Origin of the sequence: Pseudomonas sp. SWRI154 (assembly GCF_014268645.1) — a bacterium.
In the GTDB taxonomy this organism is placed as follows: Bacteria; Pseudomonadota; Gammaproteobacteria; order Pseudomonadales; family Pseudomonadaceae; genus Aquipseudomonas; species Aquipseudomonas marvdashtae.
In genome coordinates this window covers 28638-47981 of record NZ_JABWQW010000028.1, presented here as the reverse complement: position 1 = coordinate 47981, position 19344 = coordinate 28638, and the positions used below count along the sequence as shown (strand labels likewise).

At 61.2% G+C, this 19344-nt stretch carries 14 protein-coding genes; 9 read left to right on the top strand and 5 right to left on the bottom strand.

What is annotated here, in order from left to right; genetic code table 11:
* Positions 1-108 precede the first annotated feature (108 nt).
* The 3 genes from cysK (at position 109) to HU806_RS21255 (ending at position 3585) form a co-directional block, all read left to right on the top strand.
* On the top strand, positions 109-1083 hold the full coding sequence (gene cysK / locus HU806_RS21265) for a cysteine synthase A (RefSeq protein ID WP_186614079.1): 975 nt from the start codon (positions 109-111) through the stop codon (positions 1081-1083).
* Positions 1084-1444: 361 nt separating this feature from the next.
* Positions 1445-2383 carry an aspartyl/asparaginyl beta-hydroxylase domain-containing protein gene (locus HU806_RS21260; RefSeq protein ID WP_186614077.1) on the top strand — a complete coding sequence of 313 codons (939 nt, stop codon included), beginning with the start codon at positions 1445-1447 and terminating at the stop codon, positions 2381-2383.
* A gap of 338 nt (positions 2384-2721) precedes the next feature.
* A complete protein-coding gene (locus tag HU806_RS21255; protein WP_186614075.1) occupies positions 2722-3585 on the top strand; it encodes a DMT family transporter in 864 nt (287 codons plus the stop codon).
* Between the two features lie 67 nt (positions 3586-3652).
* Here the strand turns inward: HU806_RS21255 and HU806_RS21250 are convergent, their stop codons facing one another.
* Positions 3653-4561, bottom strand: coding sequence for an EamA family transporter (locus HU806_RS21250; RefSeq protein ID WP_186614073.1), 909 nt, complete (start codon positions 4559-4561; stop codon positions 3653-3655).
* A 130-nt stretch (positions 4562-4691) separates the two neighbouring features.
* Here HU806_RS21250 and aceK point away from each other — a divergent pair, with 130 nt between their 5' ends.
* From aceK to HU806_RS21225, 5 genes are all read left to right on the top strand, one after another.
* Positions 4692-6401, top strand: a complete 1710-nt coding sequence (aceK, locus tag HU806_RS21245) for a bifunctional isocitrate dehydrogenase kinase/phosphatase (RefSeq protein ID WP_186614071.1) — start codon at positions 4692-4694, stop codon at positions 6399-6401.
* A 125-nt stretch (positions 6402-6526) separates the two neighbouring features.
* Entirely contained in the window at positions 6527-10438 is a 3912-nt protein-coding gene (gene hrpA, locus HU806_RS21240; RefSeq protein ID WP_186614069.1) for an ATP-dependent RNA helicase HrpA, read from the top strand.
* Positions 10439-10682: 244 nt separating this feature from the next.
* Complete coding sequence (locus tag HU806_RS21235; RefSeq protein WP_186614067.1) at positions 10683-11804, top strand: beta-ketoacyl-ACP synthase III; 1122 nt, start codon at positions 10683-10685, stop codon at positions 11802-11804.
* Positions 11805-12084: 280 nt separating this feature from the next.
* Positions 12085-13395: an OprO/OprP family phosphate-selective porin gene (locus tag HU806_RS21230; protein WP_186614066.1), complete on the top strand. Its 1311-nt coding sequence runs from the start codon at positions 12085-12087 to the stop codon at positions 13393-13395.
* 137 nt (positions 13396-13532) lie between these two features.
* Positions 13533-14657 (top strand): GNAT family N-acetyltransferase, encoded by a 1125-nt coding sequence (locus HU806_RS21225; RefSeq protein ID WP_186614064.1) that lies wholly within the window; start codon positions 13533-13535, stop codon positions 14655-14657.
* A gap of 75 nt (positions 14658-14732) precedes the next feature.
* On the opposite strand, the gene HU806_RS21220 is transcribed toward HU806_RS21225, so the two are convergent.
* The 4 genes from HU806_RS21220 to HU806_RS21205 form a co-directional block, all read right to left on the bottom strand.
* A complete protein-coding gene (locus HU806_RS21220) occupies positions 14733-16565 on the bottom strand; it encodes an ABC transporter ATP-binding protein (RefSeq protein WP_186614062.1) in 1833 nt (610 codons plus the stop codon).
* Positions 16566-16650: 85 nt separating this feature from the next.
* Positions 16651-17205, bottom strand: coding sequence for a peptidylprolyl isomerase (locus tag HU806_RS21215; protein WP_186614060.1), 555 nt, complete (start codon positions 17203-17205; stop codon positions 16651-16653).
* Positions 17206-17209: 4 nt separating this feature from the next.
* Positions 17210-18013 (bottom strand): alpha/beta fold hydrolase, encoded by an 804-nt coding sequence (locus HU806_RS21210; protein WP_186614058.1) that lies wholly within the window; start codon positions 18011-18013, stop codon positions 17210-17212.
* 14 nt (positions 18014-18027) lie between these two features.
* Entirely contained in the window at positions 18028-18951 is a 924-nt protein-coding gene (locus HU806_RS21205; protein WP_186614056.1) for a PA3225 family LysR-type transcriptional regulator, read from the bottom strand.
* 50 nt (positions 18952-19001) lie between these two features.
* Here HU806_RS21205 and HU806_RS21200 point away from each other — a divergent pair, with 50 nt between their 5' ends.
* Complete coding sequence (locus HU806_RS21200; RefSeq protein ID WP_186614054.1) at positions 19002-19316, top strand: 3-phosphoglycerate kinase; 315 nt, start codon at positions 19002-19004, stop codon at positions 19314-19316.
* Positions 19317-19344 lie beyond the last annotated feature (28 nt).

The window sequence follows — 19344 nt, the reverse complement described above, 5'->3', positions numbered from 1 at the left end:
TAAAACCATTGACTGTCGTCACAGCGGGAACGTTCGGTGCAACTGGACGCCCTTAGGCAACAGGCTTACCTTAAAGCGCTAAATTCCCTCTGCATTAAGGACCCGGTCATGAGTCGTATATACGCTGACAACGCCCATTCCATCGGCAATACGCCGCTGGTGCAGATCAACCGCATCGCCCCTCGTGGTGTGACCATCCTGGCCAAGATCGAAGGGCGCAACCCGGGTTATTCGGTCAAGTGCCGGATCGGCGCGAACATGATCTGGGACGCTGAAAGCTCGGGCAAACTCAAGCCTGGCATGACGATCGTCGAGCCCACCTCGGGCAACACCGGGATCGGCCTGGCGTTCGTGGCGGCTGCCCGTGGCTATAAACTGATGCTGACCATGCCGGCGTCCATGAGCATCGAGCGGCGCAAGGTGCTCAAGGCCTTGGGCGCGGAACTGGTGCTCACCGAGCCGGCCAAGGGCATGAAAGGCGCCATCGAGAAAGCCGCCGAAATCCTCGCCAGCGACCCGTCGAAATACTTCATGCCGCAGCAGTTCGATAACCCGGCCAACCCGGCCATCCACGAGAAAACCACCGGTCCGGAAATCTGGAACGACACCGACGGCGCCGTCGATGTGCTGGTCGCGGGCGTGGGGACCGGCGGAACCATTACCGGTGTTTCGCGGTATATCAAGAACACCTGCGGCAAACCGATCCTGTCCGTGGCGGTAGAGCCCGAAGCGTCGCCGGTGATTACCCAGGTGATGGCGGGGCAGGAGATCAAGCCCAGTCCTCACAAAATCCAGGGGATCGGTGCGGGTTTCGTACCGAAGAACCTCGATCTGTCGATCGTGGACCAGGTCGAGCGGGTCACCGACGATGAGTCCAAGGCCATGGCCCTGCGCTTGATGCAGGAAGAGGGGATTCTCTGCGGCATCTCCTGCGGCGCGGCGATGGCAGTGGCTGTGCGCCTGGCGGAAAAACCGGAAATGCAGGGCAAGACGATCGTCGTGATCCTGCCGGACTCGGGCGAACGCTACCTGTCGAGCATGCTGTTCAGCGACTTGTTTACCGAGCAGGAGACTCAGCAGTAACCGTAGGCAGTGTGTGGCGTACGGAGCTTTCCGTGGCGAGGGAGCTTGCTCCCGCTCGACTGCGTAGCAGGCGCCTGGGATTAACCTGGGTCGCCAAATCGCAGGGGCGCGCTTTGCACGCCAGCGGGAGCAAGCTCCCTCGCCACGAAAGCACCTCGCCATTTTGAGCACAAGATTGGAGATCGTTCGGTGCGTCAGCCAAGGTTCAGCTGACGCATGTTAACAAGGGCTTTGTTGCGTAATCCTCAACAGTGAATGTCGCGTCTGCCGATGTTTCATCTGGACGAGGATATTTAGCATGGCCGGCCGCACGTCGGGCTGATGGCGTTGCGCAAGTTGCATTTAGACAAGGAGTTGAAAAATGACCATTTCGTTTGTCGCCAAGGCCTCTGTGTTGCTGCTGTTCCTGGGCAGTACGCTGTTTGTGCATTTGCGTGGCAAGGCGCGTTTGCCGGTGTTGCGCCAGTTCGTCAATCACTCTGCGTTGTTCGCCCCCTATAACGCCTTGATGTATCTGTTTTCCGGGGTGCCTGCCAAGCCGTACCTGGATCGCAGCAAGTTCCCCGAACTGGATGTGCTCAAGGACAACTGGCAGGTGATCCGCGACGAAGCCATGCACCTGTTCGACGAGGGTTACATCCGCGCCGCGGAGAAAAACAACGACGCTGGTTTCGGTTCGTTCTTCAAGAAGGGCTGGAAGCGTTTCTACCTCAAGTGGTACGACAAACCGCTGTCTTCGGCAGAGCTGTTGTGCCCCAGAACCGTCGAGCTGGTGAATCGGATCCCCAGTGTGCGAGGCGCGATGTTCGCGCTGCTGCCGGGCGACAGCCACCTGAATCCTCACCGCGATCCGTTCGCCGGGTCGCTGCGTTATCACTTGGGACTGTCCACGCCCAATTCCGACGATTGCCGGATCTTCGTCGACGGGCAGATTTATGCCTGGCGCGACGGCGAAGACGTCATGTTCGATGAAACCTATGTGCACTGGGTCAAGAACGAAACGCCGCAGACTCGCGTGATCCTCTTCTGTGATGTCGAGCGGCCCCTGAAAAATCCGTTGATGACTCGCTTCAACCGCGCCATCAGCGCCTTCCTCGGACGCGCCACCGCACCGCAGAACCTGGACGATGAGCACGTCGGCGGCATCAACCGGGCCTATGCCTGGAGCAAGTCGTTCAGCGACGGCATCAGCGGCCGGGTCAAGCACTTCAAGCGCAAGCACCCCAAGGCCTACCGGGTGATGCGGCCCGTGCTGGCGGTGGCCGTGTTGACGGCGCTGGGCTATTGGTTGTTTGTTTAAACATTGCGTAGTTCATAGGGCGCTGGTTATAGTCAGCGCTCTCCGGGTTTTCAAACCCACCTTCCAAGAGATCGGCTCATGCCTGCATTCCCGTTCACCGCGGTTGTGGTTCCAGCGTCCAACGCTGGCGTCGTGCCGTGCGGGAACCCGCCGTCTGAGCAGATCGGTCAATACCCCCCACCTGTCAGTCGCTCTTCGGTATACGCCTGCGTATCACCGCCGGGTGTTGGCGTTCAGGGCTGACCGGCAACGGCTGCCGTTCCCTGTGCCCGCCTGAAAAAACGACTGGATTTCAGCTTCGGCTGAGTTGGCTTTTTGCCTGACTACAGGTGGTTTTCATGTTTTCCTTTTCCAAAAACGCCTTATTGGCGACGGCTTCCACGAGCCTGTTCGTTTTGCTGTGGAGCAGCGGGGCGATCTTTTCAAAATTGGGCCTGGCCCATGCGTCACCGTTCGCTTTCCTACTGATCCGTTTCGCTATCGCGTTGTGTGCGTTGGTGCTGTTGATCCCCTTGCTGAAGTTCAAGCTGCCACGGCCCGGCAAGCCGATGCTGTATGCGGCGGCGACCGGCCTGGTGTTGTTGGGGGCCTATCAGATTTTCTATCTGCTGGCGCTGCAATTGAACGTTACCCCCGGCGTGATGGCCACGCTGATGGGTGTACAGCCGATCCTCACCGTGGTGCTCATGGAGCGTCAACGTTCCTGGCAACGAATGTTCGGCCTGGCGCTGGGCTTGGTTGGACTGGTGATGGTGGTGTACCAAGGCATCGGCCTGGCGGGCATGTCCCTGGCGGGCATGCTCTGCGGGTTGCTGGCGCTGGTGAGCATGACGGCGGGTTCGATCATGCAGAAGCGCATCACCGACAATCCGCTCGGCACCCTGCCGGTGCAATACCTGGCCGGGCTCATCCTGTGCGCGGTGTTCGTGCCGTTCCAGCCGTTTCACTTCGAACACAGCATGGGTTTCATCGTGCCGGTGCTGTGGATGGGGTTGGTGGTATCGGTGCTGGCGACCTTGCTGCTGTATCGGCTTATCGCCCGGGGCAATCTGGTCAACGTGACCAGTCTGTTCTACCTGGTGCCGGCGGTGACAGCGATCATGGACTACTTGGTATTTGGCAACCGGCTGGCGTTGTTGAGCTTGCTGGGGATGGTGCTGATTATCATCGGGTTGGTGTTTGTGTTTCGTAAGAGTCGCTAGCTGATTCCTGTCGGACCAATGCCATCGCGAGCCTGCTCGCGATGGCATTTTCAGGTTCGCCGAAAGATTAGCGGGCAGAAACCTCAATCGGTTTCGCCGCTCCAGGCTTGAGCACCAGCCACAACGCCGCGGCAATCAACACTCCGCCATACAGGTGCGCCATTCCCAACGGCTCATCCAACAACAGCGCCCCCCACAGCACGCCGAACGGCGGGATCAGGAAGGTCACGGTCATGGACTTGACCGGGCCGATGGAACTGAGCAGGCGGAAATAAAGAATGTACGCCAGCGCCGTGCACACCAGCCCCAATCCCAGCAGCGACAGCCAGACGCTCCAACCGCCCCAACTGGCCGGTGGTTGGCTGATGACGCTGTAGCCAAACAGCGGCAGCAGAAAAACCGTGGCGCCAAACATGCTGCCCAAAGCCGACAAGCGACTGTCCAGCCCGCCTTGGTGATCGAGCCAGCGACGGGTGAGGAAACCGGCAAAACCGTAGCAGGTGGTGGCGAGCAGGCAGGCGAGGGCGCCCATCAGCAATTGCAGGTCGAAAGCCACCGGGCCGGCGCCGGTCAGGATGCCGACGCCGAAGAGCCCAAGGAACACGCCGCTGACCTTGGCCAGGGTCAGTTTTTCACTGAAGAACAACCCGCCGATCAACACCCCCATCAGCGGTGTGGTGGCGTTGAAGATCGCCGAGTACCCGGCCGGCAGGACTTGTGCGGCCAGGGAATAAAAGGTCGCCGGAATGCCGGAGTTGATCAGGCCCAGCACCATCACGATTTTCAGTTTGCCGCGGAAATTCCAATCGATACGCATCAGCGCGAGGATCACCAGCAGTCCGACGAAGGCGATGGAAACGCGAAAAAACGCCGTGGGAATCGTGCCAATTACCGGGGCAATAATGCGCATGAAAAGGAAACTCGCCCCCCAGATGGCGGCCAGTGATAGCAAACGCAAGATATCGACGGGGTTCACGGGGATTTCCTTCCTTGATGGGGTCGCAAGTGTCGCCGCCCCCAAGACCAATGGCAATGGTTGCGTTGCCGCGCAATTGGCCTCTAAGCTCAGTCGCCAATAACAAGCATGACCCGCCGAGGTTTTCCCTATGTCGCAGCCATGGCCCGCCACCGATATCGCCCGTTCGATCCTCGACGGCTTCGACGATTATCGTGAGCATTTCCGGCAGATCACCGACGGTGCCCGCGCCCGGTTCGAGCAGGCGCGATGGCAAGAGGCGCAGGCGGCTTCGGCGGCGCGCATCAGCTTGTACGAAGAAAAAGTCTTCGAAACCGTGGCCAGGCTGCGCGAGGCCTTCGCTGCCGAAGCCCTGATGGATGTCGGTTGCTGGCCCCTGGTGAAAAGCGCCTACATCAGCCTGATCGACCTGCGCTTCGACGATGAGTTGTCCGAGACCTGGTACAACTCGATTTTTTGCGGCCTGTTCAGTCATGACCTGATCAGCGACGGCACGATGTTCATTCACACGACCCGGCCGAGCCTGCGTCGTGCCCGCGCCGCCCAGACTCGTACCTATAAACCCGAAGGGCAGCTGGACAAGATGCTGGCGCAGATGTTCGCCGATTATCGCTTCAGCGAAGACTACGCCGACCTGCCCGGTGACCTGAAGCGCCTCGAAACCCAACTGCGCGACAACCTGCCGGACTGGGTCTGCAAAGACCCCGAGCTGACGGTGGAATTGTTCTCCTCGGTGCTTTATCGCAACAAGGGCGCTTACCTGGTGGGGCGCATCTACACCCGGGACGACCAATGGCCGCTGGTGATTCCTTTGCTGCACCGCGAAGGCCGGGGTATCCAGATCGACGCGCTGATCACCGATGAGGCGCAGGTGTCGATCATCTTCTCCTTCACCCGTTCGTATTTCATGGTGGACGTGCCGGTGCCAGCGGAATTCGTCGGCTTTCTCAAGCGCATCCTGCCGGGCAAGCACGTTGCCGAGCTGTATACATCCATCGGCTTCTACAAGCATGGCAAGTCGGAGTTCTATCGGGCCTTGATCAATCACCTGGCGAACACCGACGACCAGTTCATCATGGCGCCCGGCGTGCGCGGCATGGTCATGAGCGTGTTTACCCTGCCGGGCTTCAACACCGTGTTCAAGATCATCAAGGACCGATTTTCGCCGTCGAAAAACGTCGACCGGGCCACGGTCATCGAGAAATACCGGCTGGTGAAAAGTGTCGACCGGGTCGGACGCATGGCCGATACCCAGGAGTTCGCCGATTTCCGCTTTCCCTTGAGCAAGTTCGAGCCAGCATGCCTGGAGGAACTGCTGGAGGTGGCACCGTCCACGGTGTCGGTGGACTGCGACACGGTATTGGTCCGCCACTGTTGGACTGAACGCCGGATGACGCCGCTGAACCTTTACCTGGAAAACGCCAACGAAGCCCAGGTGCGCGAGGCGCTGGAGGATTATGGCCTGGCGATCAAGCAGTTGGCGGCCGCCAACATCTTCCCGGGCGACATGTTGCTCAAGAACTTCGGCGTGACCCGCCATGGCCGCGTGGTGTTCTATGACTACGATGAAATCTGTTTCCTGACCGAAGCCAACTTTCGCCACATCCCCCAGCCGCGCACGCCGGAAGACGAAATGGCGTCCGAGCCCTGGTATTCCATCGGGCCGCTGGATGTCTTCCCCGAGGAGTTCCCCCCCTTCCTGTTCGCCGACGCCGGACAGCGCAAGCTGTTCGACCAGTTGCATGGCGAGCTGTACAACGCCGACTACTGGAAAAGCCTGCAAGAGGCGATTCGGGCAGGGAAGGTGATCGACGTGTTCCCGTATCGGCGTAAGGGGTAGAAGCAGCTTCAAGCTTCAAGCTTCAAGCTTCAAGCGGCAAGTTTTGAGTTTCAGGCCTGTGCAGCTTGCAACTTGCAGCTTGCAGCTTGAAACTTGCCGCTGCTCCTATTCCCCTTGCGTACCTGATGACTGACCAAGCCCCCGCTATCGACAAACTGTTGAAAAACCTTGATCACGCCATGCTCGCCGACCGTAACCGGTTGCGGCGGCAGTTGCTCGAGCTGCGCAAGAAGCCTGACGAGGCCAAGTTGGCCCAGTGGGTGACGCGCATGCAAGCGTCCTGCGATCAGGTGTTGGCGCGCAAGGCAAGCCTGCCGGTGATTCGCTACGACGACAATTTGCCGATTGCCGCCAAGCGCGACGAAATCAAAGAGGCGCTGCTCAAGCACCAGGTGTTGATCATCGCCGGCGAGCCCGGCTCGGGTAAGACCACGCAGTTACCGAAGATCTGCCTGGAAATCGGTCGCGGCCAGCATGGCTTGATCGGCCACACCCAGCCGCGCCGGATCGCTGCCCGCAGCGTGGCGAGCCGCGTCGCCGAGGAGCTGGGCACTCCGTTGGGCGCGCTGGTCGGTTATCAGGTGCGGTTCGAGGACCAGAGCGACGCCAACACCCTCATCAAGTTGATGACCGACGGCATCCTGCTGGCCGAAACCCAGAACGACCGCTACCTCGAGCGCTACGACACGATCATCGTCGACGAAGCCCACGAACGCAGCCTCAACATCGATTTCCTGCTCGGCTACCTCAAGACCCTGCTGCCGCGTCGTCCTGACCTGAAGGTCATCATCACCTCGGCGACCATTGACCTGGAGCGCTTCTCCAAGCACTTCGATGATGCGCCGATCGTCGAAGTCTCGGGCCGCACCTTCCCGGTTGAAACCTGGTACCGCCCGCTGACCCTGGAGCAGGACGAGGAGGGCAACCGGGTCGAAGACGACTTGACCGTCGACCAGGCGATCCTCGCCACTCTCGATGAAATCGCCGCCTACGAACGTAGCGAGCGCCGCAGCCCTGGCGATGTGCTGGTGTTCCTGCCGGGCGAGCGGGAGATTCGTGACGCCGCGGACATGCTGCGCAAGGCCCAGCTCAAGCACACCGAGATCCTACCGTTGTACGCACGCCTGTCGCCGGCCGAGCAACAGCGGATTTTCCAGTCCCACCCAGGTCGGCGCGTAGTGCTGGCGACCAACGTCGCCGAAACCTCGCTGACCGTGCCGGGCATCCGCTACGTGATCGACAGCGGCACCGCGCGCATCAGCCGCTACAGCTATCGCGCCAAGGTCCAGCGCCTGCCCATCGAAGCGATTTCCCAGGCCAGTGCCAACCAGCGTAAGGGCCGCTGCGGGCGGGTCGAGCCGGGGATTTGCATTCGACTGTACAGCGAAGAAGATTTCCTCGGCCGGCCGGAATTTACCGACCCCGAGATTCTGCGCACCAACCTGGCGGCGGTGATCCTGCAGATGCTGCACCTGCGCCTCGGCGAGATCACCGACTTTCCGTTCATCGAGCCGCCGGACGGCAAGGCTATCAGCGACGGTTTCAACCTGCTGCAAGAACTCTCGGCGGTGGACCGCAACAGCCAGTTGACGCCGTTGGGTCGGCAGTTGGCGCGGCTGCCGGTGGACCCGCGCATGGGCCGCATGCTGCTGGAAGCGGCAAAACTGGGCAGCCTCCAGGAAGTGTTGATCGTTGCCAGCGCCATGTCGATCCAGGACCCGCGCGAGCGCCCGCCGGAACGTCAGCAAGCGGCCGACCAGGCCCACGCTCAATGGAAGGATGCGGACTCGGACTTCGCCGGGTTGGTCAATCTATGGCGCGGTTTTGAAGAGCAGCGCCAAGCCCTGACGGCAAGCCCGTTGCGCAATTGGTGCCGGAAGAATTTCCTCAATTACTTGCGCCTGCGCGAGTGGCGCGATTCCCATCGCCAGTTGAGCCTGATCTGCCGCGACATGCAGCTGAGCCTCAACAAAGATCCGGCTGATTACCCGAAACTGCACAAAGCGGTGCTCTCGGGCCTGCTGAGCCAGATCGGCCAGAAGACCGAAGACGGCGATTACCTCGGCGCTCGTCAACGGCGTTTCTGGGTTCACCCGTCGTCAGGCTTGGGCAAGAAGCGTCCGCAATGGCTGATGACCGCCGAGCTGGTGGAAACCACCAAGCTGTACGCGCGCATGGTGGCGAAGATCGAACCGGACTGGATCGAACCGCTGGCCGGGCACCTGATCAAGAAAAATCATTTCGAGCCCCATTGGGAGAAGAAGCGCGGGCAGGTGGTGGCGTACGAGCAGATCACCTTGTTCGGCTTGATCGTCGTTGGTCGCCGGCCGGTGCATTACGGTCCGGTGGACCCGGAGGTGTCCCGCGAGCTGTTCATCCGCGAAGCGCTGGTGCGTGGCGAGATCCAGTCCAAGGCCAAGTGCCTGAGCGCCAACACCCGCCTGCTGGAACAACTTGACGAGCTGGAAGCCAAGGCGCGCCGGCGTGACATCCTCGCGGACGAGGAAACCCTCTTCGCGTTCTACGATGCGCGCCTGCCCGCGGAGATCCACCAGACTGCGACCTTTGATAGCTGGTATCGGATCAACAGCCAGAAAGATCCGCAATTGCTGATCATGCGCGAAGAAGACGTGCTGGCGCGCGAGGCCAGCGAGGTAACGGCCGCTCAATACCCCGACACCTTGCGCGTCGGCGAGCTGACCTTGCCGTTGAGCTACCACTTCGAGCCCAACCACCCGCGCGATGGCGTGACCTTGCGCGTGCCGGCACCGCTGCTGCCGATGTTGCCGCCGGAGCGCCTGGAGTGGTTGGTGCCGGGAATGATCGAAGCCAAGTGCATTGCCCTGGTGCGCAACCTGCCCAAGGCCCTGCGCAAGAACTTCGTACCGGTGCCGGACTTCGTCAAGGCCGCGCTGCAACGCATGACATTCGCCGAGGGCTCGTTGCTCCAGGCGCTGGGGCGCGAGTTGTTGCGCATGACCGGCGCGCGGGTCAGCGACGAAGCTTGGGCCGAAGCGGCGCAGCAGGTGGAGAGCCACCTGCGCATGAATCTGGAAATCGTCGACGGCCAGGGCAAGTTTCTCGGCGAAGGACGTGACCTGGCCGAGCTGACGGCGCGTTTTGCCGAAGCCAGCCAGGCCGCGTTGGCCGTACCGCAAACGGCGAAAAGCCAGGCGCCGGTGGAGGCGAAAGTCTTTGCGCCGGTGGCGGAGAAAACCCAGCAGAAGATCGCCGGGTTGTCGATGACGGTGTATCCGGCGCTGGTGGAAGAGGGCGGCGTGGTCAAGGAAGGGCGTTTCCCGACGCCGGCCGAAGCCGAGTTCCAGCACCGTCGCGCCTTGCAGCGCTTGCTGATGCAGCAACTGGCCGAACCGGCGAAGTTCCTCCGTGGCAAGCTGCCAGGCCTGACGGAGCTGGGCCTGCTGTACCGCGACCTGGGCCGCATCGACGGCCTGGTGGAGGACATTCTGCTCGCCAGCCTCGACAGCTGCGTGCTCGAAGGCGAGCCGAGCCTGCCCCGTGACGGCGCCGCACTGGCGGCCCTGGCCGACCGCAAGCGTGGCGGCTGGACCGAACACGCCGAACGCCTGGCGAAGCTGACGCTGGACATCCTCAAGCTCTGGCACGGCTTGCAAAAGCGTTTCAAGGGCAAGATCGACCTGGCCCAAGCCGTGGCCCTGAACGACATCAAGCAGCAGCTCAGCCATTTGGTGTACCCGGGCTTCGTGCGTGAAACGCCGCATCAGTGGCTCAAGGAACTGCCGCGCTACCTCAAGGCCGTCGAGCAACGTTTCGAGAAACTCGGCAGCCAGGTGCAGAAAGACCGGGTCTGGAGTGGCGAGCTGTCAAACCTCTGGGCTCAGTACCAGGCCCGCGCGAGCAAACACGCCCAGGAAGGCAAGCGCGATCCGCAGTTGGAGCTGTATCGCTGGTGGCTGGAAGAGTATCGGGTGTCGCTGTTCGCCCAGCAGTTGGGCACCAAGGTGCCGATTTCCGACAAGCGCCTGGGTAAGCAATGGGGACAGGTAGAACCCTGAATGAATTCGGTTAGCGCGACCGCCCCTATTTCATAGGGGCGGTGAAGGGAGAATGGGCCAAACGCCAGCGTTTATGGCAAACTTCGCGCCTATAAATGCCGGTCCCGTGGTCTTGAGCTTCAAGGCCACGGGCGGATCGGAATAAAGCGATGCCTGGGCTGCTTCCCCTGGATGGGAAAAGTCCCTTTGCGTGTTGGTACGTCGGTGCCAATACTTTCTGCCTGAACAGATCAGAGAAACGACCATGCATAACGTCGTCATCAGCGGCACCGGCCTGTACACCCCGGCCAACAGCATCTCCAACGAAGAGCTGGTGCAATCTTTCAATACCTATGTCGCGCAGTTCAACGCCGACAACGCCGAGGCCATCGAACGCGGCGAAGTCCAAGCATTGACCGAATCCAACGCGGCGTTCATCGAAAAGGCTTCGGGCATCAAGAGCCGTTTCGTGATGGACAAGGAGGGCATCCTCGATCCGCAACGCATGACGCCGCGCCTGCCTGAGCGTTCCAACGACGAGTGGTCGGTGCTCTGCGAAATGGCCGTAGGCGCCGCGAAACAGGCGCTTGAGCGCGCCGGCCGCACCGCTGCCGACATCGACGGCGTGATCGTTGCCTGCTCCAACCTGCAGCGTCCTTATCCAGCCATTGCCATTGAAGTCCAGGAAGCCCTGGGCATCGAAGGGTTCGGCTTCGACATGAACGTAGCCTGTTCTTCGGCGACCTTCGGCATCCAGGCCGCGGCCAACAGCGTGCAGCTGGGCCAGGCCCGGGCGATCCTGATGGTCAACCCGGAAGTCTGCACCGGCCACCTGAATTTCCGCGACCGCGACAGTCATTTCATCTTCGGCGATGCGGCCACTGCCGTGATCATCGAGCGCGCGGACCAGGCGACATCGCCGTACCAGTTCGACGTGGTCAGCACCAAGCTGCTCACCAAGTTCTCCAACAACATCCGCAACAATTTCGGCTTCCTCAACCGTGCGGCAGAAGAGGGCGTCGGCACCCGAGACAAACTGTTCGTCCAGGAAGGCCGCAAGGTGTTCCGTGACGTCTGCCCGATGGTGGCGGAACTGGTCGGCACCCATTTGACAGAAAATCAGCTGAACGTCGGCGAAGTGAAGCGTTTCTGGCTGCATCAGGCCAACTTGAGCATGAACCAGCTGATCGTGCGCAAGCTGCTGGGGCGCGAGGCTACCGAAGAGGAAGCCCCGGTGATCCTCGACCGCTACGCCAACACCAGCTCGGCCGGTTCCGTGATTGCATTCCACATGTATCAGGATGACCTGCCTAGCGGCTCGGTCGCGGTGCTCAGCTCGTTTGGCGCCGGCTACTCGATCGGCAGCGTGATCCTGCGCAAGCGGTGACCTGAACTGCCCGATTTTTCCCTGTGGCGAGGGAGCAAGCTCCCTCGCCACGAAAGCAGCTTGATCGCTGCTTCACCGCTCTAGCTTGCCGCTTGCAGCTCACCTCTCGAAGCTGCCCTTCAGTTATTCCCATTCGAAGTAAAAAGTTCCGCTGTCATAAAATCTTTATGTGATAGCAACTTGCCTGACACACCCCGCCGCCAAGATCCCCTCCCAACACCAGCGGGCCCAGTTCCGCGTGTTTTCTAACGCATAGATTACCAACTAGGGGAATTCTTCGATGATCCGTAAGCACTTCGCAGGTGTTGCCGCCAGCGCACTGGCAATGGCAGTAACCGCCCAGGCTTTCGCCGGCACCGTCACCACCGATGGCGCCGATATCGTGGTCAAGACCAAGGGCGGCCTTGAGGTCGCTACCACTGACAAAGAGTTCAGCTTCAAGCTCGGCGGTCGTTTGCAGGCTGACTACAGCCAGTTCGACGGTATCTACACTGACAACGGCGACAAGGCTGATGCCGCCTACATCCGCCGCGGCTTCCTGGAACTGTCCGGCGTGCTGTACACGGACTGGGCCTACACCATCAACTACGATTTCTCCCACAACAGCGGCGATTCCGACAACGGTTACTTCGACGAAGCGTCCCTGGCCTACAACGGCTTCAAGCCGGTGTCGATCAAGGTAGGTCGTTTCGACCCGGACTTCGGCCTGGAAAAAGCCACCAGCTCCAAGTGGGTCACTGCGCCTGAGCGTAACGCCGCCTACGACCTGATCGACTGGGCGAACGGCCACCAGAACGGCCTGGGCCTGCAAGCCTCCGGCGTCTTCGCCGATTCGTTCTACGCGTCGGCCGGTGTATTCAGCAAAGACACCGACGACACCGACGGCAACAGCATCAAGCAGGCCAACGGTCGCTTCGTGTTCGCCCCGATGCACGAAGCCGGCAACGTGCTGCACTTCGGTTTGAACGTGGCCTCCCGCGACGTTTCCGATACCGCATTCGATGCCCGTTATCGCTCCCGTCTGGGCATGCGTGGCGTTGAAACCCTGGGTGGTAACGACGCCGGTCCTAACGGCAACCGTCCGGTCCTGGGCGGCGCCAACAACTCGCCGGCCGGTTCCTACGACACCGATACCGCCTTCGGCCTGGAAGCCGCGTTCGCCATGGGTCCAGCCTCGATCCAAGGTGAATACATCTCCCGCAAGACCAAGGCTGACAGCGACGCCTTCGAAGACCTCAAGGGCCACGGCTTCTATGTCCAGGGTGCCTACACCATCACCGGTGAGTCCCGTGGTTATAAAGTCGGCAAGTTTGACGCGATCAAGCCCCAGAACAAGTCCATCGGTGCCTGGGAAGTGTTCTACCGCTTCGACAGCATGACCGTAGAAGACGACAACATCACCACTGCCTCGGCAACCCGTGAAGTGGGCGATGCCGAAGCCAAGGTGCACAACCTGGGCGTCAACTGGTACGCCAACGAAGCGGTGAAAATCACCGGTGCCTACGTCAAGGCCAAGACCGACAAAGTCACCAACGCCAATGGCGATGACGACGGCGACGGCTTCGTTGTACGTGCCCAGTACGTGTTCTAAATCGCGTTGACCTGATACACCGCTCCACTTTCATCCGTTACAGCTCCTTTGAACCCCGCCTCTGGCGGGGTTTTTTTTTAGCCCGCACGGTCCGAATCGGCGATACTCGCCCCATCACCTGGATCACGGGGAACTGCATGCCGCTTCACGTCCTGGACAGTTTGTCCGCCATCGCGCCACATGAGTGGGACGCGCTGGTGCCCGCCAATCAACCTTTCCTGCGCCACGCTTTTCTAAGCGCCCTTGAAGACAGCGCCAGCCTGGGCGCGCATTCCGGTTGGCAGCCCGAGCACCTGTTGCACATCGAAGAGGGACGCTTGCTCGCGGCCTTGCCCAGTTATCGCAAGTGGCATTCCTACGGTGAGTATGTGTTCGATCACGGCTGGGCCGACGCCTGCGCCCGTGCCGGCATCGAGTATTACCCCAAGCTGTTGACGGCGGTGCCGTTCAGTCCGGTCAGCGGTCCGCGATTGTTGGCGGCGTGTGTGGAGGATGGCTTGGAATTGCTCGGCAGCCTGCCGGGTTATCTGGAAATCGAAGCGCTCTCCAGCGCCCACATTAACTTCACCGACCCTTTCACCGATGCGGCGCTGGCCAGACAGGAGGGCTGGCTGCAGCGGATCGGCTGCCAATACCACTGGCAGAACCGCGGTTACCGGGACTTCCAGGATTTCCTCGATGCGCTCAGTTCCCGCAAGCGCAAGCAGATGCGCAAGGAACGCGAGCAGGTGGCAGGGCAGGGCATAGAATTCGAGTGGCTTGAAGGCCATCAACTGGACGAGGCGCAGTGGGATTTTGTCTACGCCTGCTACGCCAACACCTACGCGGTGCGACGGCAGGCGCCATACCTGACCCGGGCGTTTTTCAGCCTGTTGGCCGAGCGCATGCCCGAGGCCATTCGCGTGGTGCTGGCCAAGCAAGGTTTACGGCCGGTGGCGATGGCGTTCAGTCTGGTGGGTGGCGACAGCTTTTATGGGCGGTACTGGGGATGCCTGGCGGAGTTTGATCGCCTGCACTTCGAAACCTGTTTCTACCAAGGCATGGACTATGCGATAGCCAACGGTCTGCAGCGCTTTGACGCCGGTGCCCAGGGTGAGCACAAGTTGATCCGCGGCTTCGAACCGGTGATTACCCGCTCGTGGCACTACTTGCGTCATCCGGGCCTGAAAGCGGCGGTGGCGGATTTTCTCGCGCGCGAGCATGAAGGGGTGCTGGCGTATGCCGAAGAGGCGAAAGCAGCACTGCCTTATCGGCAGTGCTGAGGACTATGGGCTCTAGAAACCCCCGTGGCGAGGGAGCAAGCTCCCTCGCCACGGGTTTTGTGCAGACTCCAGGGCTCAGTCGATTCCGACAAATCCACCCGTCTGATGCTGCCAAAGCCGCGCATATAAACCGCCATGGGCCAGCAGTTCGGCATGGCTGCCGGTCTCGGCGATGCGGCCGTTTTCCAGCACAACCAGGCGATCCATCCGGGCGATGGTCGAGAGGCGGTGAGCGATGGCGATCACGGTCTTGCCTTGCATCAGCGTCTCTAGGCTTTCCTGGATCGCCGCCTCGACTTCGGAGTCCAGCGCGGAAGTCGCTTCGTCCATGATCAGGATCGGCGCGTCCTTGAGCAGTACCCGGGCGATGGCGATGCGTTGGCGCTGGCCGCCGGAGAGTTTGACGCCGCGTTCGCCCACATGGGCGTCGAAGCCGGTGCGGCCTTCGGCGTCCGATAGCAGCGGGATGAACTCATCGGCGCGGGCCTTGTGCACCGCTTCCCAGAGTTGCGCATCGGTCGCGTCGGGCTTGCCGTAAAGCAGGTTGTCGCGAATCGAACGGTGCAGCAGCGACGTGTCCTGGGTGATCATGCCGATGCGCTCGCGCAGGCTTTCCTGGCCGACATGAGCGATATCCTGGCCGTCGATGAGGATGCGCCCGCCTTGTACGTCGTAAAGACGCAGCAGCAGGTTCACCAGTGTCGACTTGCCCGCGCCGGACGGGCCGATCAGGCCGATTTTCTCGCCAGGCTTGATGACCAGGTTCAGGTCGCCGATTACGCCGCTTTTCTTGCCATAGTGGAAATCCACGTGCTCGAAACGCACCTCGCCCTGGGCCACGGCCAGCGGCTTGGCCTGCTCGCGGTCGGTGACGCTGACGGGCTGGGAGATGGTCTGCAAGCCATCCTGGACCATGCCGATGTTTTCGAAGATGCCGGTGACCACCCACATGATCCAGCCGGACATGTTGACGATACGGATCACCAGGCCGGTAGCCAGCGCAATGGCACCGACGCTGATGAGCGATTGCGTCCACAGCCACAGCGCCAGGGCGGTGGTGCCGACGATCAACAACCCGTTCATGCTGGTGATGACGACGTCCATGCTGGTCACCACACGGCCGGCCAGCTGAGCCTTTTCGGTTTGTTCCTCGATGGCTTCGCGCGCGTATTGCTGTTCGAAGTTGGTGTGGGCGAACAGCTTCAGAGTGGTGATATTGGTATAGCCATCGACAATCCGCCCCATGAGCTTGGAGCGGGCATCGGAGGAGACCACCGAACGTTCCTTGACCCGTGGCACGAAGTAGTAAAGGGCGCCGATGTACGAGGCGATCCACATAAGCAGGGGAATCATCAGGCGCCAATCGGCTTCGGCAAACAGCACCAGCGAGCTGATGGCATAGATCAGCACGTGCCACAACGCATCCACCGCCTGCACCGCCGAGTCGCGCAGCGAGTTGCCTGTCTGCATGATGCGCTGGGCGATGCGCCCGGCGAAGTCGTTCTGGAAGAAGTTGAGGCTTTGCTTGAGCACGTAGCTGTGGTTTTGCCAGCGGATCAGGCTGGTCATGCTGGGGCTCAGGGTCTGGTGCACCAACAGGTCATGCAGGGCCACGAAGATCGGCCGGAACACCAGCGCCACCACGGCCATCCAAGCCAGCTCCACGCCGTGGAGCTTGAAGAAGTCTGCGCTGGGCGTAGCCTGGGTCAGGTCGATGATGCGACTCAGGTAGCTGAACAGCGCGACTTCTATCAGCGCGCCGATCAGGCCCACCAGCAGCAGCGCGGCGAAGCTGGGCCAGACCTGTTTCAGGTAATAGGTATAGAAGGGCAGGACGCGGTTCGGCGGGGCCGAGGTCGGCGCGTCGCGGAAGATGTCGATCAGTTTTTCAAAACGGCGGTAAACCATGGGGTACATAGCCCGGGCGAGGGCTCTCCTTTTTTGCTGTGAGCGGCGCGGGGTTGCCGGCGCCGCTCAGGCTTGCCCTGTGCGTTCAGTCGATGCGCTTGGCCGACTTGATGATCACAGGATCGATCGGCACGTTTTGCATGCCTTGCTTGGTGGTGGTCTGGGAGTTGACGATGACGTCGACCACGTCCATGCCCTTGACCACTTTGGCGAACACCGCGTAGCCGGCGTCGCGGCCCGGATCGAGGAAAGCGTTGTCAGCCACGTTGATGAAAAACTGGCTGGTGGCCGAATCCGGGTTGGAAGTGCGAGCCATCGACAAGGTGCCGCGAACGTTGTGCAAGCCGTTGCTGGCTTCGTTCTTGATCGGCGCCTTGGTGTCTTTCTGTTGCATCTGCTGGGTAAAGCCGCCGCCCTGGGCCATGAAGCCTGGGATCACGCGGTGGAAAATCGTGTTGTTGTAGAAGCCGCTGTCAACGTACTCAAGGAAGTTCTTGGTACTGATGGGCGCCTTGACCGGGTCCAGTTCGATTTCGATCTGGCCGTTGGTGGTATCCAGCAAGACGTGTGGCGCGGGCGCGGCCATCAGGTTGGCAGCAAACAGGACGGAGCCGGCGGCGAGGGCGATTTTTTTCAGCATGGGGTCAGTGATCCTGGGTAGTGGAATCGATTGCGGTCAAGAATTCGAGCAGGGTCTGGTTGAAGCGTTCGGGTTGATCCAGCGGTGTAGCGTGCCGTGAATCGGCGATGACCGCCAGTCGTGCGTCAGGCAAAAGCTTCGTATAAGCCTCTTTCAGCGCCACCGGGGTGTAGTCGTGGTCGGCGCAAATGATGAGGGTTGGACAGGCGATATGCGACAGGTGTTCCTGCACACCCCAGCCGACGATGGCGTCGAAACTGGCGAGATAGGCGCGTTTGTCGTTCCGTGCCCAGCGTCGGGCCATTTCCAGGCGCAGCTCGGTTTGCTCGGGCTTGGGGAACAATTTGGCGCCGAGGGCCTTGCCGATGGTTTCAAGGCTCAGCAGGCGCATCAAGCTCCAGCGCTTGAACCATTGCCAGCAATCGTCCGGCGTGCGGACTTTGACTTCAGGGGCGCTGTTGACGATGCACAGGCTCTTGACCCGCGCGGGTTCGTCCACGGCCAACTGGAAAGCAATCATGCCGCCCATGGACCAGCCCACCAAGTGCACCGGGCCCAGCTCGAGGTGGTCGATCAGGGCGCTCAGGTCGGCGCTGAAGCCTTCAATGCTGTAGCGCTCGTGGGGCTTGTCGGAGCGACCGTGGCCGCGCACGTCGGGCACGATCAGGCGATAACGGGCGGACAGCAGCGGGATCTGTTTTTCCCAGTCCCGCGTGCTCGAGCCCAACCCGTGGACCAGCACCAGGGGCGCGCCGTGGCCGTACTCCTCGTAATGCAGGTTGCAACCTTCGTGCTCGAAATAGGCCATCGGTGAAGTCCTTGTCAGGCTTGTTCAGGGGCGGCGAACGGCGCATCCAGCGGCGCGGTGTCGAAGGTGCGCAGCAGTTCGATCAGGATTTGCGTGGCCGGGCCCAGGGGTTTTTCCTTGTTTGAGAAAAGATAGAAGGTCGAGTTGCGGCTGCCTCCCTGTTCCAAGGGTAGACGCTTGAGCACGCCCTCCGTGAGTTCTCGTTCGATCATATGACGGGGCAGCCAGGCGAATCCCAACCCGCTGCCGACAAAACTCGCGGCGGTGGCCAGGCTGCCTACGGTCCAGCGCTGTTCGGCGCCGAGCCAGCCGACATCCCGGGGTTGCTGGCGACCGGAGTCGCGGATGACTACTTGCAACTGGCTCTCCAGGTCCTGGAAGTTCAGCTCGCGATTGAGGCGGTGCAGGGCGTGTTCGGGATGGGCCACGGCGATGAACTCCACATCGCTCAGTTCCGCGCCCAGGTAACCGGGAATGCTGAAGCCGCTGATGGCCAGGTCTGCCACGCCTTCGAGCAGCACTTCTTCGACCCCCGACAACACTTCTTCGCGCAGCCGCACCCGGCAGCCACGGCTTTGCGGCATGAATGCCGTCAAGGCACGAACGAGGCGGGCGTTGGGGTAGGCCGCGTCGACCACCAGGCGAACTTCGGCTTCCCAGCCTTGCTCCATGTGATGGGCCAGGTCTTCCAATTGGCTGGCCTGTTTCACCAATTGCCGGGAGCGGCGCAACAGTACGCCACCGGCTTCGGTCAGCACGGCCTTGCGCCCGTCGATGCGCAGCAACGGTACGCCGAGCTGATCCTGCATGCGCGCGACGGTGTAGCTTACCGATGACTGGGAACGATGCAGCACTTCGGCGGCCTGGGCAAAACCACCGTGGTCCACCACCGCTTGCAACGTTCGCCACTGATCAAGGGTCACGCGGGGCGCTTTCATATTGAGCTCCTCTTGTCCTAAGCTGGCGATCCCTTGGTGGAGACTGCCGAATGAAGAAAATCTGTTGTGCGTTGCTGGCCCTGTTGCCATTGACCGCGTTCGCCTACCCGATCGATGTGGAAAAACACCTCAACGGCCTGAGCATCGACTACACCGCCTACGACACCGATGCCGATATCGGCTCGATCCAGGTCAACAACTACGGCAGCACGGACGCGGCCTGTACGGTGGTATTCCGCAACGGTCCCGAAGCACCGCGCACCCGCAAGATCGAAGTCGCCGCCGGCAAGTTCAAGAACGCCACGGCCAAGTTCAACCGCAACATCATCAAGCTGCGCATCGAGCTGACCTGTAAGCCGAAGTAGCCAACGGCGGGTAGCGTCGCAACATGTG

Coding starts and splice junctions, on each gene's coding strand:
- cysK (WP_186614079.1), top strand. CDS start 109: ATGAGTCGTATATACGCTGACAACGCCCATTCCATCGGCAATACGCCG.
- HU806_RS21260 (WP_186614077.1), top strand. CDS start 1,445: ATGACCATTTCGTTTGTCGCCAAGGCCTCTGTGTTGCTGCTGTTCCTG.
- HU806_RS21255 (WP_186614075.1), top strand. CDS start 2,722: ATGTTTTCCTTTTCCAAAAACGCCTTATTGGCGACGGCTTCCACGAGC.
- aceK (WP_186614071.1), top strand. CDS start 4,692: ATGTCGCAGCCATGGCCCGCCACCGATATCGCCCGTTCGATCCTCGAC.
- hrpA (WP_186614069.1), top strand. CDS start 6,527: ATGACTGACCAAGCCCCCGCTATCGACAAACTGTTGAAAAACCTTGAT.
- HU806_RS21235 (WP_186614067.1), top strand. CDS start 10,683: ATGCATAACGTCGTCATCAGCGGCACCGGCCTGTACACCCCGGCCAAC.
- HU806_RS21230 (WP_186614066.1), top strand. CDS start 12,085: ATGATCCGTAAGCACTTCGCAGGTGTTGCCGCCAGCGCACTGGCAATG.
- HU806_RS21225 (WP_186614064.1), top strand. CDS start 13,533: ATGCCGCTTCACGTCCTGGACAGTTTGTCCGCCATCGCGCCACATGAG.
- HU806_RS21220 (WP_186614062.1), bottom strand. CDS start 16,565: ATGGTTTACCGCCGTTTTGAAAAACTGATCGACATCTTCCGCGACGCG.
- HU806_RS21215 (WP_186614060.1), bottom strand. CDS start 17,205: ATGCTGAAAAAAATCGCCCTCGCCGCCGGCTCCGTCCTGTTTGCTGCC.
- HU806_RS21210 (WP_186614058.1), bottom strand. CDS start 18,013: ATGGCCTATTTCGAGCACGAAGGTTGCAACCTGCATTACGAGGAGTAC.
- HU806_RS21205 (WP_186614056.1), bottom strand. CDS start 18,951: ATGAAAGCGCCCCGCGTGACCCTTGATCAGTGGCGAACGTTGCAAGCG.
- HU806_RS21200 (WP_186614054.1), top strand. CDS start 19,002: ATGAAGAAAATCTGTTGTGCGTTGCTGGCCCTGTTGCCATTGACCGCG.